Source organism: Methylobacterium sp. J-078 (genome assembly GCF_022829285.1).
Lineage (GTDB): Bacteria > Pseudomonadota > Alphaproteobacteria > Rhizobiales > Beijerinckiaceae > Methylobacterium.
The window spans coordinates 127,898-140,177 of sequence record NZ_JAKSYI010000118.1 but is presented as its reverse complement, the minus strand read 5'-3'; the positions used below and the strand labels follow the sequence as shown (position 1 = coordinate 140,177).

Here is a 12,280-nt window from a genome sequence, read left to right as displayed (position 1 = left end):
CTCGGTGGGCGTCGCGCTAGCGGGTCCGCGGTTCATGTCCGACCTTCCCTGGGTGGTGCCGATCAGCGCGACGGGACCGCGACGTCGCCGGCCGAACCGGTCACCGCAGCGTCGGGGCCGACCAGGGCTCCGGTCGTGTCCGGAACGCCCTTGTGGCAGCTGCAGTCGATGATCCGGTCGCCCGGCGCGGTGTCGCTTTCCGGCTTGGGCGAGGCGGCCGCATCCGCTGCCGTGGTGCGGCAGGTGCAGTCCAGGGCCTCCACCCGAGCCGGCGCGGCGTCCCTCACCGTGCCGGGATTGTTCGCGCTGTTCACGTCGTCGTTCGGAAGGGTGGCCTGGGCGAACCCGACCTCGGTCATCGCCAGTGCGAACACGGCTGACAGGAGCAGGACGGGAAGACGCATCTGGGATCACCTTCGTCCGATGTCGGGCACCCGGCTCCGATCCATCGCCGAACGTCTATGAGCCCCATCCCGCCGGGCGGCTTTGTCCTGGATCAAAGACGCTTCGAGCCCTTCGAATAGTCTCGGCTTACACTTCTGAAGACACGCTCAAAGGCAAGACACCGCATGGCCCATGCCGAAACCACCGCTCCCCCGGACCGGAAAGCCTACCTCGTCGGTGGTGGCATCGCCTCCCTGGCCGCGGCGGCGTTCCTGATCCGCGACGGCGACATGCCGGGTTGCGACATCACCGTGATCGAGGAGAGCGGCGTCCTGGGAGGCAGCCTCGACGGATCGGGCAGCCCGAACGACGGCTACGTCCTGCGCGGCGGACGCATGCTGGAGAGCAAATATCTCTGCACCTTCGACCTGTTCGCCTCGATCCCGACGCTCAATGGGACCCAGACGGTGACCCAGGAGACCTTCGCCTGGAACGAGACGATGAAGACCTCGTCGAAGGCGCGCCTGGTCAGCGACGGACAGCGTCTGACGGCCCCCCAATTCGGCCTCGACGAAGGTCACATCCTGACCATCGAGCGCCTCGCCCTCCTCCCGGAATCGATGCTCGGGAAAACCACCATCGCCGACCAGTTCGACCCGTCGTTCTTCGAGACGAACTTCTGGTTCATGTGGTGCACGACCTTCGCCTTCCAGCCCTGGCACGGGGCGGTCGAGTTCAAGCGCTACCTCGTCCGCTTCGCCCACATGGTCTCGGGCTTCAACCGCCTCCACGGCATCATGCGGACGGTCTACAACCAGTACGATTCGATGGTGCTGCCGCTGCGCAAGTGGCTCGACGAGCGCGGCGTCGTCTTCACCTTCGATACGCGGGTGACCGACCTGAGCCTCTGGCGGGAAGAGGATCGACGCACCGTGTCGGGCATCGTCTACGACCGTCGGGGCGAGACCGGGGAGATCCGCGTGAGGGAGGGCGACCTCGTCCTCGTCACGTTGGGCTCGATGACCGAAGGCTCATCCTTGGGCGGCATGGATCACGCGCCCGTGCTCAAGGGCAAGACGGATGGCGGCGCCTGGATGCTTTGGGAAAGACTGGCGGAGGACGCTCCCGAATTCGGGCGCCCGGCCGTATTCGCCGACCACATCGACCAGTCCAAATGGGTGTCCTTCACCACCACCCTGCACGACCCGACGTTCCTGCGGCTGGTACAGGACTTCACCGGCAACGTGCCCGGCGAGGGCGGCCTCGTCACCTTCCCGCGCTCGAACTGGCTCGCCTCCATCGTCATCCCGTTCCAGCCTCACTTCATCGGCCAGCCGAAGGACGTCGGGGTGTTCTGGGGTTACGGCCTCGCGGTCGACCAGCCGGGCAACTTCGTCAGGAAGCCGATGTCGGCCTGCACCGGCCGCGAGATCATGACCGAGATCCTTGGCCACCTGCGCATCGAGGCGGAGGCGGCCGGCATCCTCGACAAGGCCATCTGCATTCCCTGCATGATGCCGTTCATCACCAGCCAGTTCCTGCCGCGCGAGCCAGGCGACCGGCCGCAGGTCATCCCGAGGGGCACGACCAACCTCGGGCTCATGGGCCAGTTCTGCGAGTTGCCCGACGACGTGGTGTTCACCGTCGAATACTCGATCCGCTCCGCCCAGGCCGCCGTCTACGGCCTGCTCAGGCTCCAACGCGAGCCGCCCGCGGTCTACCAGGGCAAGTTCGATCCCCGCGTCCTGTTCAAGGCGTACCGGGCACTGCACGACCTGCAGGATGCGTGAGCCGGCGGCTTAGTGATCAAGACCCGACGTATGATGCCGTCCGCCTCCGACCCGATCATGTCGTAGAACTCAACCGACGATTGGATCGATAGCAGACGCTCAGAGCGCAATGGCTCGTCGTCTAACGGGTCGTGGCCCCGACCGCTTTGTCCGAGCTACCGAAGCGCGTGACGATGAAGTCCAGGAAGGATCTCAGCTTGGGAGTGATGCGCCGATCCGGGGCGTAGAGGATGTGCATGTGATGCATCGGGGGCTCGTAGTCCGGCAGCAGGTGGACGAGCCTTCCCGATGCGAGGGCCTCCCGGACCAGCGATGCGGGTTGCAGCAGGATGCCCATTCCCGCCACCGCCAGGGTCAGCAGAGCCTGGCCGTTGTTGACGATGTGCCGGCAGGAGACATCGATGGTGACAGCACGGGTTGGTCCATCGAAGGACCACTGGTTCCGCGTCGAGCCGTAGGCGAAGCCGAGGCATTCGTGTCCCCGCAGGTCATCCGGTGACGTAGGAATGCCTCGCGCCTCGACGTAGGCGGGGGCCGCGCAGAGGACCATCCTCATGGGCTGCAGCGACCGGGCGATGAGGCCGCTGTCACCGAGAGGCCCTACGCGGAAGACGGCATCGTACCCCTCGTCGATCAGGTCGACCGTCCGGTCCGCGAGCGTCAACTCGACGTCGACCCCGGGGTTGGCGGCCAGATAATCCGGAAGCACCAAGGCCAGTTCGTGGGCTCCGAACGTGACCGGGGCGTTCACCCGGATACGCCCGCGCGGGATGGCCAGGCTCTCCGCCGCCAAGGCCTCCGCCGCCTCGACCTCCGCCAGTATCGTCCGCACCCGTTCGTGGAAAGCGCGACCCATCTCGGTGACGCTTTGACGGCGGGTCGTGCGGTTGATGAGCTTGGCCCCGAGGTGATCCTCCAGGGTCCGCACATGCTTGCCCACCATCTGGGACGACATCGAGAGTGCGTCCGCGGCGGCCGAGAACGACCCTACCTCGACGGCCTTAGCAAAGATGGCCATGCTCGCGAGCCGGTCCATGATTTGAAACCCATTGTTTCAAGTGTGCACGTCGGACGGCGATTTATCCATCATCCGTCATGCCTCACAACCCCTCCAACGCCCCACGGGGCGGCGCTTCGGGAGTTGAGCACATGACCATCGCGATCATCGGCACCGGCAACATGGGCGGCGGCTTGGCCCGGCTTCTCGCCTCCAAGGGCATCGACATCGCCATCGGTCACCGGGACCCGGCCAAGGCCGCCGCGCTCGCCAGCGAGATCGGGCCTCGCGCCCAGGGCGGGGGTACGCAGGCCGCCGCGAAGCTCGCCGACATCGTCGTCCTGGCGGTGAACTACGGCTCGGCCGGCGAGGCCCTGAAGGGTGTCGGCGACCTCACCGGCAAGATCGTCGTCGACATCTCGAACCCGATCACGCCGGACTACAAGGCGCTCACCGTCGGACACACGACGTCGGCCGCCGAGGAGATCCAGAAGCTGGTTCCGGGCGCGAGGGTCGTAAAGGCGTTCAACACGATCTTCGCCCAACTGCTCCCCGCCGAGGCACGCGAGGGCCGAGAGGTGCAGGTCTTCGTCGCCGGTGATGACGAGGCCGCCAAGGAAGCCGTCTCGGCCCTGGCATCCTCTGTCGGGTTCACCCCCGTCGATGCCGGTCCGCTGAGCAACTCCCGCTACCTGGAGCCGGTCGGCGAGATCAACATCCACTTCGGGTTCTTCCTCGGCTGGGGCACCTCGGCAGCCCCGGCCTGGATCAAGGCGGCCTGAGCCGCTCCCGTCATTCCCCTCAAGGAGAGAGCCATGTCACGCATCGTACGCTTCCACGAGATCGGTGGCCCCGAGGTCCTCAAGGTCGAGGATGTCGAGGTGCCCGCCCCCAAGGCCGGCGAGGTTCAGATCCGGGTGAAGGCCATGGGCCTGAACCGGGCCGAGGTCATGTTCCGCACCGGTCAGTACGTCACCCAGCCGACGTTCCCGGCCATCACCGGCTACGAGGCTGCGGGGCTGGTCGAGAAGATCGGTCCCGGTGTCGAGGGCTTCTCGGTCGGCGACAAGGTCAGCGTCGTGCCCTGCTTCATGCTCGGCGAGTACGGCCTGCACGGCGAACTCGTGAACGCCCCGGCCTTCGGCGTGGTGAGGCACCCTGAGAACCTGTCGTGGGAGGACGCCGCAGCGACCTGGATGATGTTCGTCACCGCCTACGGCGCCCTGGTCGACATTGCCAGGATGCGGAAAGGCGACGTGGTGCTGATCCGGGCCGCCTCGTCGAGCGTGGGGCTTGCCGCCATCCAGATCGTCAACATGCTCGGTGGGGTCTCGGTCGCGCTCACGCGTGGTAGCTCGAAGCGGGAGACGCTTCTCGCGGCGGGGGCCCAGCATGTCATCGCCACGTCCGAGCAGGACCTCGTCGCCGAGGTCAGGAGGATCACCGAGGGCAAGGGCGCCCGCATCGCCTTCGACCCGGTCGGCGGACCCGAGGTGCCGAAGATCCTCGATGCGCTCTCCCCCCTTGGCATCTTCTTCCAGTACGGCGCCCTCGACGTCGCCGACGTGCCGGTGCCGGTCCTGTCACTCCTCGGGAAGAACCTCACCATCCGGGGCTACCAGCTCTTCGAGATCACGACGGACCCGGAGCGGCTGGAGCAGGCCAAGGCCTTCATCGTCGAAGGGCTGGCGTCGGGCGCGCTGAAGCCCGTTATCGCCAAGACATTCACTCTCGACGCAATCGTGGAGGCGACCCGCTTCATGGAAAGCAACGAGCAGGTCGGGAAGATCGTGGTGACGGTCTGAGCGTCTACGTCGGACCAACCATCGAAAGCGGCCCCACATCGGCGGGGCCGTTTTCGCTTGTCCGCGATTGCTGGCAGGTCGATGGGAAGCGGTCCTATCGCTGACCACCCCGAACGGACGTTCGCGCGGCCGGTGGCATATGTCGGATTTCGACCAATAGGTCCTCCTCTGGTCGTCTACGGCCCGTCGCCGCTCAGATACATTGATCAGTGGCTAAGCAGGCCCAGGCGCCGTGGCCGTTGCACGAGCCAGGACCCTGGCGAGCCGGTTGTGGATCGCGGTTGCGGCTATCGCGGCCTCGCCCTCGGCGACGGCGATCTGGTTCAGGCCGCGGACAAGGTCGCCGGCCGCGAAAAGTCCCCGGATCGAGGTCTCCTGGTGTCCGTCCACGAAAAGCCGGTTCGCGGCATCGACCTTCGCGTCTGCGGCGACGGCCAGCATGGACTGGGGAACGATCCCGAAGGCCGAATACACCCTGTCGAATCTGTGCGTGGCCCCGTCGGCTACGCCGACGGCCGTGACGCCGCTCGTTTCCAGGGCCACGGAGTTCACCACGACCGGAAGGGTCGCGATGCCGGCCGCCGATAGGGCGGAACGCGTCGCCGAAGACAATCCCCCGTCGCCGGATGCGGGCATCAAAAGGGTGACCTGCGCCGAAAAGGTCCGGATGAATAACGCCTCCGCGGCGGCGTGCTCGCCGTTCCCGAGCACGGCAATGGTCTTGCCGATGGCCTCGTAGCCGTCGCAGATCGGACAGGTCCGAACGAGCCCGCCCATCACCGCCTCCGCGACGTGAGGGAGGGGTGGGTTGTTCTCGACCACGCCCGCGGCGAGCAGGACGGTTCGCGCGGTCACTTCGGTGTCGCCCACCTTCGCCAGGAACAGGCCATCCGCGTCGCGCCGGAGCGCCTCGACCGTGCCATGCTCCAGCGTGGCGCCATACCGACGTGCCTGCTCGCGCATCCGGGCCAGCAGGTCCGGCCCGGAGACGCCCTCCGGAAAGCCCGGCAGGTTATGGGTGAGGGTGATCCACTTGGCGCGACTCCACCCCTTATCAACGGACAGCACGCTGCGGCGGAACCTTGCGAGGTAGATCGCGGCGGTCAATCCGGCGGGCCCGCCGCCGATGACGAGGCAATCGAGTACGGGGGTCATGCTGGCGCCGAGCCGTCGGTGTCCGGGCTATGCGCGACGTTGCGCCCGGCGACCCGCCCGAAGGCGAAGCATTCGGCGATGTTGCCCCCACCCTGGTAGAGGAAGGAGTAGATCGACCCGAGTTCGCCCGCCGAGAACAGGCGCCCGATGGGTTCGCCGTCGACGCCGACGATCCGTGCATGCGCATCCCGCCTCGGGCCGCCTTGGGTGTTCACGAAGGCCGGGGTCAGCTCCATCGCGTAGAACGGACCCGTCTCTATCGGGGCGAGCGTATTCGCCTTCCGACCCCAATCCGGGTCGTATCCTTCGTTCGCGTCAGCGTTGAAGCGCGCGACCGTCTCCTCCAGCACGTCGGCCGGTATGCCGATCAGGCCCGCCAGGCCCGGAAGCGTATCCGCCGTCTTGATCCAGCCCTTCGCCACCTCGCGCAGGTTGTCGTCGCTCCAGTCGTAACGGTTGCCGTGGCTGACGTCCCAATCCGCCCCGGCCTTTCCGATGTGACCCGACTTCCGGTAGGCCTCGTCGAAGATCATGTGAATCGGCAAGGGCAGGATCTGTTGCTGCCATTGCCCGTGCCGCCTCACCTTGCCGTGGGCGTCGCCGACCGAGCACGGCTCCCCCTCCATGGTGAAGCGGCCCCCGTCGGCGCCGACGAAGACGTAGCTTTTCCCATGCGGCAGGTTCAGCCACTGGGCGACCGGGATATCGGGTGCCTTGAAGGACAGGATCGGGCCTGAGACGTTGTTCATGTGCCAGAGGTCGGCACCGACCTCGATCCCCATGCGGATGCCGTCTCCCGTGTTGTAGGGCGTCCCCACGGGGTAGACCGTGGGTAGGCCCGCCACGTAGTTGCGGACCATCACGGGGGCGTTCTCGAACCCGCCGCACGTCAGCACGACGCCGCGTCGGGCCCGGATCGCGATGCGCTTGCCCAGCCGGTCCGCTGTCACGCCTAGGATCTCGCTACCGTCTCGGACGAGACCGACGACCGGCGTCTCGTAGAGGGTGTCGATGCGGCGCGCGTCGACCGAGGACTCGATCAGGCGCCAAAGCCGCTCGCCGCCGACCGGCCCCTCGCCGTTCAGCAGGACGTGCACGCAGTCCGATCCGGCGAACTCGGGGAACTCGACATAGGGAAGCTCGACCGGGACCATGCCCAGGCCTTCGAGCCACGCCTTGTTGGCCATCATCTCCCGGGCCCAGACGTCCAGCATCTCGTCCGTGATGTCGTCCATGTACGGTCCGGCCATCGCCCGGAAGTAGGCCTTGGCCTTGTCGATGTCGTTCGGCCAGAAGACGATGTTGGCCGAGACACGGCTGTTCCCGCCCTTGTGGGCCTCGGGCGCCTTCTCGATCAGGAGCACCTTGGCGCCCAGGTCGTGTGCGGTCATCGCCGCCGTGGCGCCGGCAAAACCGTAGCCGACGACGATCACGTCCGCCTCCTCGTCCCAATGCGGTGGTGATGTGGTCATGGCGAACGCCTTCGATCTGATGGGTTGGATGGTTCGACGAGGGAGGCGCGCGACTTTCCTCGGAGCGCGTTCCGGGTCCGACCGTGTCGGTTCGTCCAGTGGCGATGAACCGGGCCGCGCGAACGCGTGGAGGCTTCGGGCTCGCGTGATGTCCCGGTGAAGCTGTCCGCGCCCCCGGTCGGGGTCGGGAGGTCGTGCCCGTCAGGCGAGCTTCGGAATGCCGCCGGACAGGCCCCAGGCCCGTTGCTCGTAACCGCCGGATTCGTGGGTCTCGTGCGGATGGGGATCGACCGGACCGGGGGAGAACGGGCCGAGGTCGTCCGGGATCACGAGTTCTTCCGAAGCGGAATGGATGGGCACGGCATGCCTCGACGTGGATGCCGGTTGCGATCCGACGCCCGTGCCGTCCTCGGCGGCCATCGCGTCGGCGAGCCGCTCGACCACGTCCAGGGCGGCACCGATCCTGCCCGCCTGAAGGCAGATCTCCCCCTCCTCGATCCGGCAGGCGTCGTCCCCGGTCCACCAGCGCCCGTCGTCGATCAGGCGGATCAACGCGCCGAGGCGGTCATGCTGTTCGGTCAGGGCCTCGACGGGGCTGGGACGGATCATCTTGGGTTCCTTCTCGCCATGGCCGAACGCGATGCGTCGACCGTCCGGGCGTGAAGGTCACCGTAGCTTTCGGGCCGACCTCGTCCTTGCGGTGGATCAAGGACCGCACCGGTCCCGCTCCCTAGGTTGGCCGGATGCCGGGACATCCCCCTCCGACATGGACGGCGACCATCGCCGCCCCGGGGGCATGGGCGCCGAGCGTTTCCTCACATCGTCACGGAGACCACCATGTCCCACGACACCAGCTTGCAGCACCGCGTCACGGCCGAACTCATCTGGGACCCGGCGGTGACTTCCTCGGAGATCGGCGTCACGGCCAAGGACGGGATCGTTTCCCTGTCCGGCCAGGTCGGGAACTACGACGAGAAGCTCGCCGCCGAGTCCGCGGCCCGTCGCGTGCGGGGCGTGAAGGCCATCGTCCAGGAGATCGAGGTGAAGGTTCCGTTCTCCTTCAAGCGGTCGGACGTGGACATCGCGACGACCGCCGTCGCGCGCCTCGCCTGGAACGTCGCCGTTCCGCCGGACTGCGTCTCCGTGAAGGTGTCGAAGGGCGTCATCACCCTGACCGGCGAGGTCGAGCGCCACTTCCAATCCGAGGCCGCCGAACGCGAGCTGCGGCACCTCTCCGGCGTCGTGGCGGTCAACAACCTGATCACCGTTTTGCCCCAGGTCGACGTCTCGGACGTAAGCGCGAACATCAGCGAGGCGCTGGATCGGTCGTGGCTGTTCGATCCCTCGAACGTCACCGTCACCGCGGATGGTGGGACCGTCCATCTCGGCGGGACCGTGCGTACCATGCAGGAGCGCCGCGAGGCGGTGGGTGCGGCCTGGGCCTCCCCGGGCACCACCGCCGTCGATAACCGCATCAGCGTGGCCTGAACGACGCTCGCCCTGCCGGGCGACGCGCACCGGCAGGGTCCCTCGTCCAAGACAGAGGAACCGAACATGTCCAAGACCCACCACGACCACGACCATCCCAGGCATGGCGATGCATCCGATACCGACGGTCATCGCATCGAGGGCGCAGCCGACGAGATCCTTGCACGGGCCCAGGACGCCGTCCGGGATGTCGCCGACCGGGCCACGCACCTGGCGGACGACACCCTTGAATATGGACGCGCCGGTATCCGGAAAGCCGAGCGGTCGACGCGGGGCGGGCATTCGCACGAAGGCCGTCACCGCGCGACGTCTCCCTTCGCCACCGCCCTGGCGGTCGGTGCCATGGGCTACGCCATCGCCACCCTGATCCAGGGGAGCTTACGGAAGCGTCGTCCCACGTCGGCAAGTGCGGTCCCGGACAAGGTCCCGACCGCGGCACCGGCCGAGTAATCGCCGGGTTCCGACCACGGACCCCGACATTCATGGAAGCAGCGCATGACCCCCGAGACGAGACCGACCAACGGCGAGATCCGCGACCGCGCCTTCCACCTCTGGGAGCGGCGCGACCGCCCGCATGGCCACGCGGACGAGTTCTGGCTCCAGGCCGAACGTGAACTCCACGGCGAGATGACCGGTCGACCGGTGCTCCCCGACGGGGACTTCGTCAGGAGCGGGTCGGGGTCCGATTGCTGCTGCTGACCTACGAACCAGGCCCCATCAGCCAGAGGCGAATTCCCGTATGACGACGACCATCACCTACCACGGGTCCGTCACCGACGATGCCCATGGGCGGGACCGCCACGACGTCCGCCTCACCGGGTCGATGGCGCGATCCGTCGAGACATGGTTCGTCCGGCACGCCGATGCCGTCCGCTCGCCGGAACAGGGCGTGCGGGACGAGATCCGGCTGGATGTCTTCGACCCTCCCACGGGATGGCTCGGCCGGTCCCAGGTGAGGGACATCCTGCTGCGCGTGAGGCTGGAGCGCCCGTGCGCCGGAGGCATGGCCTACGTCGACCTGCGCGGCGGTCACGATCCGCGGGACGAGGTCGTCGACCTGCGACGCCTCTAGGCCTTCCCGGTCATGTCCGTCGCCTTCGGTGGAACGGACGTGACCCCATCCGACAGGAGACGACATGCCGTCACGACCGGACGTCTACGACCGCACCACCATCACCCTGCACTGGCTCACGGCCGGGCTCGTCCTGAGCCTGTGGCTGGTCGGCACCTTTCTGGAGGACGTCGTGCCGAAGGGGGCGCTGCGTTCGGGAATCTGGTCGGCCCACTTCGTCCTGGGCTTCGTCTTCCTCGGGGTCATCGTCGCGGCGCTGATCTGGCGGAACACGTGGGGCCGGAAGCTTCCCGTCGAGGACCCCGGTCCCTGGCACGTCGTCGCCAAGGCGACCCACGCCGCGCTCTACCTGCTGCTCTTCGTGATCGCCGGGCTCGGGATCGCCAACGCCTTCGTGCGAGGCGTCACCCTCGTCGGACCGATTGCCCTGCCGCAGGTCGGTGACCCGGAATGGCGCCGTCCGCTTACGCATTGGCACGGGATCGCGGCGAACATCCTGATGGCGGTCGCCCTCTTCCATGCCTCCGCGGCCCTGTTCCATCACTACCTTTGGCACGATGCGATCCTCCCCCGGATGCTTCCCGGACGCGCCGGCGCCACCCCCATCGAGAGACCCTGACGCCGATGCGCCCCGCCCATAGGGAAAACCACCTCATCGACCGCATCGGCTGGCTGAGGGCCGCCGTACTCGGCGCCAATGACGGGCTCGTCTCCACGGCGAGCCTCATCGTGGGCGTCGCTGCGTCCTCCGCCGCCTCCGGGGAGATCCTGGTCGCAGGCACCGCAGGCCTGGTGGCCGGGGCGATGTCAATGGCGGCGGGCGAGTACGTCTCGGTCAGTTCCCAGTCCGACACCGAGCAGGCCGACCTCGCGCGTGAGAAGCGCGAACTCGAAGACGACCCGGCCGCGGAGCGGGAGGAACTTGCGGGGATCTACGTCGCGCGCGGCCTCGACCGCGACCTCGCGCTGAGGGTCGCGGACCAACTCATGACCAAGGACGCGCTGGGTGCCCACGCCCGCGACGAGCTCGGCATCTCGGAGTTCACCACCGCGCGTCCGATCCAGGCGGCCCTGACGTCGGCCGCGACTTTCTCCGCCGGGGCGGCCCTGCCGCTCCTTGTGGCCGCGGTCTCGCCGACAGGCCTCGTCGTCTATTCGGTGTCCGCCGCCTCGCTCCTGTTCCTGGCCGTCCTCGGGGCGCTCGGGGCAAAGGTTGGCGGTGCGGCCATTCCACGTGCGACCGCGCGGGTGGCATTCTGGGGGGCGGCGGCGATGGCGGTGACCGCAGGCATCGGCCACCTCGTCGGCAAGGCCGTCTGAGCGTCGGCTCAGGGATCAAGGCATCTGCTGGTCGATGCCCAACAGGCAGGCCCCTGCCGCGATGATGCCGATGCAGCTTGCACCGAGGACAAGTCGCCCGGCGACGATGAGGGCCAGGTCGAGGCTGCCCGCCGTTGGCCGTGTCGCGCAAGGTCGATTGTCATTTGCCGGAAGTCCGACGCAGGCGCCGCCATGGCGCATCGGCAGCCCGGTCCGCATCGGCGGTTCCCGAACCTCGGCCGGCGGATGACGGATCGGGTTCATGCAGGCATCTCCTCCCGCGGGGCATGATGGTTCACCCCTGCGACCCGCGACGCGGTCGTTCCGGTTGTCGGTGGCCGTCCGCCCGAAACATCCCTTCGGAACCGGACGCATGACATCGATGCCGAAGATATGGGGCTCAATCGACCGGATCGAAATGCTCGATGAACCGCAGCCCATCCCATAGCTCCACGGCGTGGCCGTCGACCAAAGACTTCGCCTGCGCGATGGCGAAGTCGTCGTCCCGTGCAGAAAGGGGGACCGCACCGATAACGGCCCCATCCTTCCTCAACAGGATCACGCGGTAGGCCGTGGGAGGCGGCTCGCCGAGATGGGCTTCACGCGCTTGACGGCTGCCGGGCATCGCATCGCTCTCCGGATGGAGGCGGGAGCGCACGACTCTCTCAGTCACCGGCGCCAAGGGTCGCCAGCCGGTGATGCGCAACCTTAGCCGTTGTGTATGGGAATGCACAGGGGCTGGCTCCGACAGCCGTCCCTGAAGCCGTGCCCTGACCCGCCCCCAGCCGCATGGCGGA

At 67.6% G+C, this 12,280-nt stretch carries 16 protein-coding genes; 9 read left to right on the top strand and 7 right to left on the bottom strand.

The window, feature by feature from the left end; all coding sequences use genetic code 11:
* Window positions 1-62: 62 nt before the first annotated feature.
* Window positions 63-404 carry a hypothetical protein gene (locus MKK58_RS20145; RefSeq protein WP_243914208.1) on the bottom strand — a complete coding sequence of 114 codons (342 nt, stop codon included), beginning with the start codon at window positions 402-404 and terminating at the stop codon, window positions 63-65.
* A 165-nt stretch (window positions 405-569) separates the two neighbouring features.
* Here MKK58_RS20145 and MKK58_RS20140 point away from each other — a divergent pair, with 165 nt between their 5' ends.
* Window positions 570-2,174, top strand: a complete 1,605-nt coding sequence (locus MKK58_RS20140) for an oleate hydratase (protein ID WP_243914207.1) — start codon at window positions 570-572, stop codon at window positions 2,172-2,174.
* Window positions 2,175-2,295: 121 nt separating this feature from the next.
* Here the strand turns inward: MKK58_RS20140 and MKK58_RS20135 are convergent, their stop codons facing one another.
* Window positions 2,296-3,192 carry a LysR family transcriptional regulator gene (locus MKK58_RS20135; protein ID WP_313899296.1) on the bottom strand — a complete coding sequence of 299 codons (897 nt, stop codon included), beginning with the start codon at window positions 3,190-3,192 and terminating at the stop codon, window positions 2,296-2,298.
* 131 nt (window positions 3,193-3,323) lie between these two features.
* On the opposite strand from MKK58_RS20135, the gene MKK58_RS20130 reads away from it, so the two are divergent.
* Together MKK58_RS20130 and MKK58_RS20125 are read left to right on the top strand one after the other, a co-directional pair.
* A complete protein-coding gene (locus MKK58_RS20130; RefSeq protein ID WP_243914203.1) occupies window positions 3,324-3,953 on the top strand; it encodes an NADPH-dependent F420 reductase in 630 nt (209 codons plus the stop codon).
* 33 nt (window positions 3,954-3,986) lie between these two features.
* A complete protein-coding gene (locus MKK58_RS20125) occupies window positions 3,987-4,976 on the top strand; it encodes a zinc-dependent alcohol dehydrogenase family protein (protein WP_243914201.1) in 990 nt (329 codons plus the stop codon).
* 213 nt (window positions 4,977-5,189) lie between these two features.
* Here the strand turns inward: MKK58_RS20125 and MKK58_RS20120 are convergent, their stop codons facing one another.
* The 3 genes from MKK58_RS20120 to MKK58_RS20110 all read right to left on the bottom strand — a co-directional run bounded on the left by MKK58_RS20120 (window position 5,190) and on the right by MKK58_RS20110 (window position 8,212).
* Window positions 5,190-6,131, bottom strand: coding sequence for an NAD(P)/FAD-dependent oxidoreductase (locus MKK58_RS20120; RefSeq protein WP_243914200.1), 942 nt, complete (start codon window positions 6,129-6,131; stop codon window positions 5,190-5,192).
* Window positions 6,128-7,603, bottom strand: coding sequence for an FAD-dependent oxidoreductase (locus MKK58_RS20115; RefSeq protein ID WP_243914198.1), 1,476 nt, complete (start codon window positions 7,601-7,603; stop codon window positions 6,128-6,130). Before MKK58_RS20115 ends, MKK58_RS20120 begins: the two co-directional genes overlap by 4 nt.
* A 201-nt stretch (window positions 7,604-7,804) precedes the next feature.
* Window positions 7,805-8,212 carry a hypothetical protein gene (locus tag MKK58_RS20110; RefSeq protein ID WP_243914196.1) on the bottom strand — a complete coding sequence of 136 codons (408 nt, stop codon included), beginning with the start codon at window positions 8,210-8,212 and terminating at the stop codon, window positions 7,805-7,807.
* 228 nt (window positions 8,213-8,440) lie between these two features.
* On the opposite strand from MKK58_RS20110, the gene MKK58_RS20105 reads away from it, so the two are divergent.
* The 6 genes from MKK58_RS20105 (at window position 8,441) to MKK58_RS20080 (ending at window position 11,483) form a co-directional block, all read left to right on the top strand.
* Complete coding sequence (locus MKK58_RS20105; protein ID WP_243914194.1) at window positions 8,441-9,091, top strand: BON domain-containing protein; 651 nt, start codon at window positions 8,441-8,443, stop codon at window positions 9,089-9,091.
* Window positions 9,092-9,157: 66 nt separating this feature from the next.
* Window positions 9,158-9,541 (top strand): hypothetical protein, encoded by a 384-nt coding sequence (locus tag MKK58_RS20100; RefSeq protein WP_243914193.1) that lies wholly within the window; start codon window positions 9,158-9,160, stop codon window positions 9,539-9,541.
* Window positions 9,542-9,586: 45 nt separating this feature from the next.
* Window positions 9,587-9,790, top strand: a complete 204-nt coding sequence (locus MKK58_RS20095) for a DUF2934 domain-containing protein (RefSeq protein ID WP_243914192.1) — start codon at window positions 9,587-9,589, stop codon at window positions 9,788-9,790.
* A gap of 40 nt (window positions 9,791-9,830) precedes the next feature.
* Window positions 9,831-10,163 carry a hypothetical protein gene (locus MKK58_RS20090; protein ID WP_243914191.1) on the top strand — a complete coding sequence of 111 codons (333 nt, stop codon included), beginning with the start codon at window positions 9,831-9,833 and terminating at the stop codon, window positions 10,161-10,163.
* Between the two features lie 64 nt (window positions 10,164-10,227).
* Entirely contained in the window at window positions 10,228-10,782 is a 555-nt protein-coding gene (locus tag MKK58_RS20085; protein WP_243914190.1) for a cytochrome b, read from the top strand.
* A gap of 5 nt (window positions 10,783-10,787) precedes the next feature.
* Window positions 10,788-11,483, top strand: coding sequence for a VIT family protein (locus MKK58_RS20080; RefSeq protein ID WP_243914189.1), 696 nt, complete (start codon window positions 10,788-10,790; stop codon window positions 11,481-11,483).
* A 15-nt stretch (window positions 11,484-11,498) separates the two neighbouring features.
* Here MKK58_RS20080 and MKK58_RS20075 read toward each other — a convergent pair whose 3' ends face one another.
* Together MKK58_RS20075 and MKK58_RS20070 are read right to left on the bottom strand one after the other, a co-directional pair.
* Window positions 11,499-11,747: a hypothetical protein gene (locus MKK58_RS20075; protein WP_243914183.1), complete on the bottom strand. Its 249-nt coding sequence runs from the start codon at window positions 11,745-11,747 to the stop codon at window positions 11,499-11,501.
* A gap of 136 nt (window positions 11,748-11,883) precedes the next feature.
* Window positions 11,884-12,108 carry a hypothetical protein gene (locus tag MKK58_RS20070; RefSeq protein ID WP_243914182.1) on the bottom strand — a complete coding sequence of 75 codons (225 nt, stop codon included), beginning with the start codon at window positions 12,106-12,108 and terminating at the stop codon, window positions 11,884-11,886.
* Between the last annotated feature and the right edge of the window lie 172 nt (window positions 12,109-12,280).

Excerpts from the sequence above, each read along its gene's own strand:
- MKK58_RS20080 (WP_243914189.1), top strand. The coding sequence starts at position 10,788 with ATGCGCCCCGCCCATAGGGAAAACCACCTCATCGACCGCATCGGCTGG.
- MKK58_RS20115 (WP_243914198.1), bottom strand. The coding sequence starts at position 7,603 with ATGACCACATCACCACCGCATTGGGACGAGGAGGCGGACGTGATCGTC.
- MKK58_RS20135 (WP_313899296.1), bottom strand. The coding sequence starts at position 3,192 with ATGGCCATCTTTGCTAAGGCCGTCGAGGTAGGGTCGTTCTCGGCCGCC.
- MKK58_RS20070 (WP_243914182.1), bottom strand. The coding sequence starts at position 12,108 with ATGCCCGGCAGCCGTCAAGCGCGTGAAGCCCATCTCGGCGAGCCGCCT.
- MKK58_RS20120 (WP_243914200.1), bottom strand. The coding sequence starts at position 6,131 with ATGACCCCCGTACTCGATTGCCTCGTCATCGGCGGCGGGCCCGCCGGA.
- MKK58_RS20110 (WP_243914196.1), bottom strand. The coding sequence starts at position 8,212 with ATGATCCGTCCCAGCCCCGTCGAGGCCCTGACCGAACAGCATGACCGC.
- MKK58_RS20090 (WP_243914191.1), top strand. The coding sequence starts at position 9,831 with ATGACGACGACCATCACCTACCACGGGTCCGTCACCGACGATGCCCAT.
- MKK58_RS20085 (WP_243914190.1), top strand. The coding sequence starts at position 10,228 with ATGCCGTCACGACCGGACGTCTACGACCGCACCACCATCACCCTGCAC.
- MKK58_RS20125 (WP_243914201.1), top strand. The coding sequence starts at position 3,987 with ATGTCACGCATCGTACGCTTCCACGAGATCGGTGGCCCCGAGGTCCTC.
- MKK58_RS20140 (WP_243914207.1), top strand. The coding sequence starts at position 570 with ATGGCCCATGCCGAAACCACCGCTCCCCCGGACCGGAAAGCCTACCTC.
- MKK58_RS20145 (WP_243914208.1), bottom strand. The coding sequence starts at position 404 with ATGCGTCTTCCCGTCCTGCTCCTGTCAGCCGTGTTCGCACTGGCGATG.
- MKK58_RS20100 (WP_243914193.1), top strand. The coding sequence starts at position 9,158 with ATGTCCAAGACCCACCACGACCACGACCATCCCAGGCATGGCGATGCA.
- MKK58_RS20075 (WP_243914183.1), bottom strand. The coding sequence starts at position 11,747 with ATGAACCCGATCCGTCATCCGCCGGCCGAGGTTCGGGAACCGCCGATG.
- MKK58_RS20095 (WP_243914192.1), top strand. The coding sequence starts at position 9,587 with ATGACCCCCGAGACGAGACCGACCAACGGCGAGATCCGCGACCGCGCC.
- MKK58_RS20105 (WP_243914194.1), top strand. The coding sequence starts at position 8,441 with ATGTCCCACGACACCAGCTTGCAGCACCGCGTCACGGCCGAACTCATC.
- MKK58_RS20130 (WP_243914203.1), top strand. The coding sequence starts at position 3,324 with ATGACCATCGCGATCATCGGCACCGGCAACATGGGCGGCGGCTTGGCC.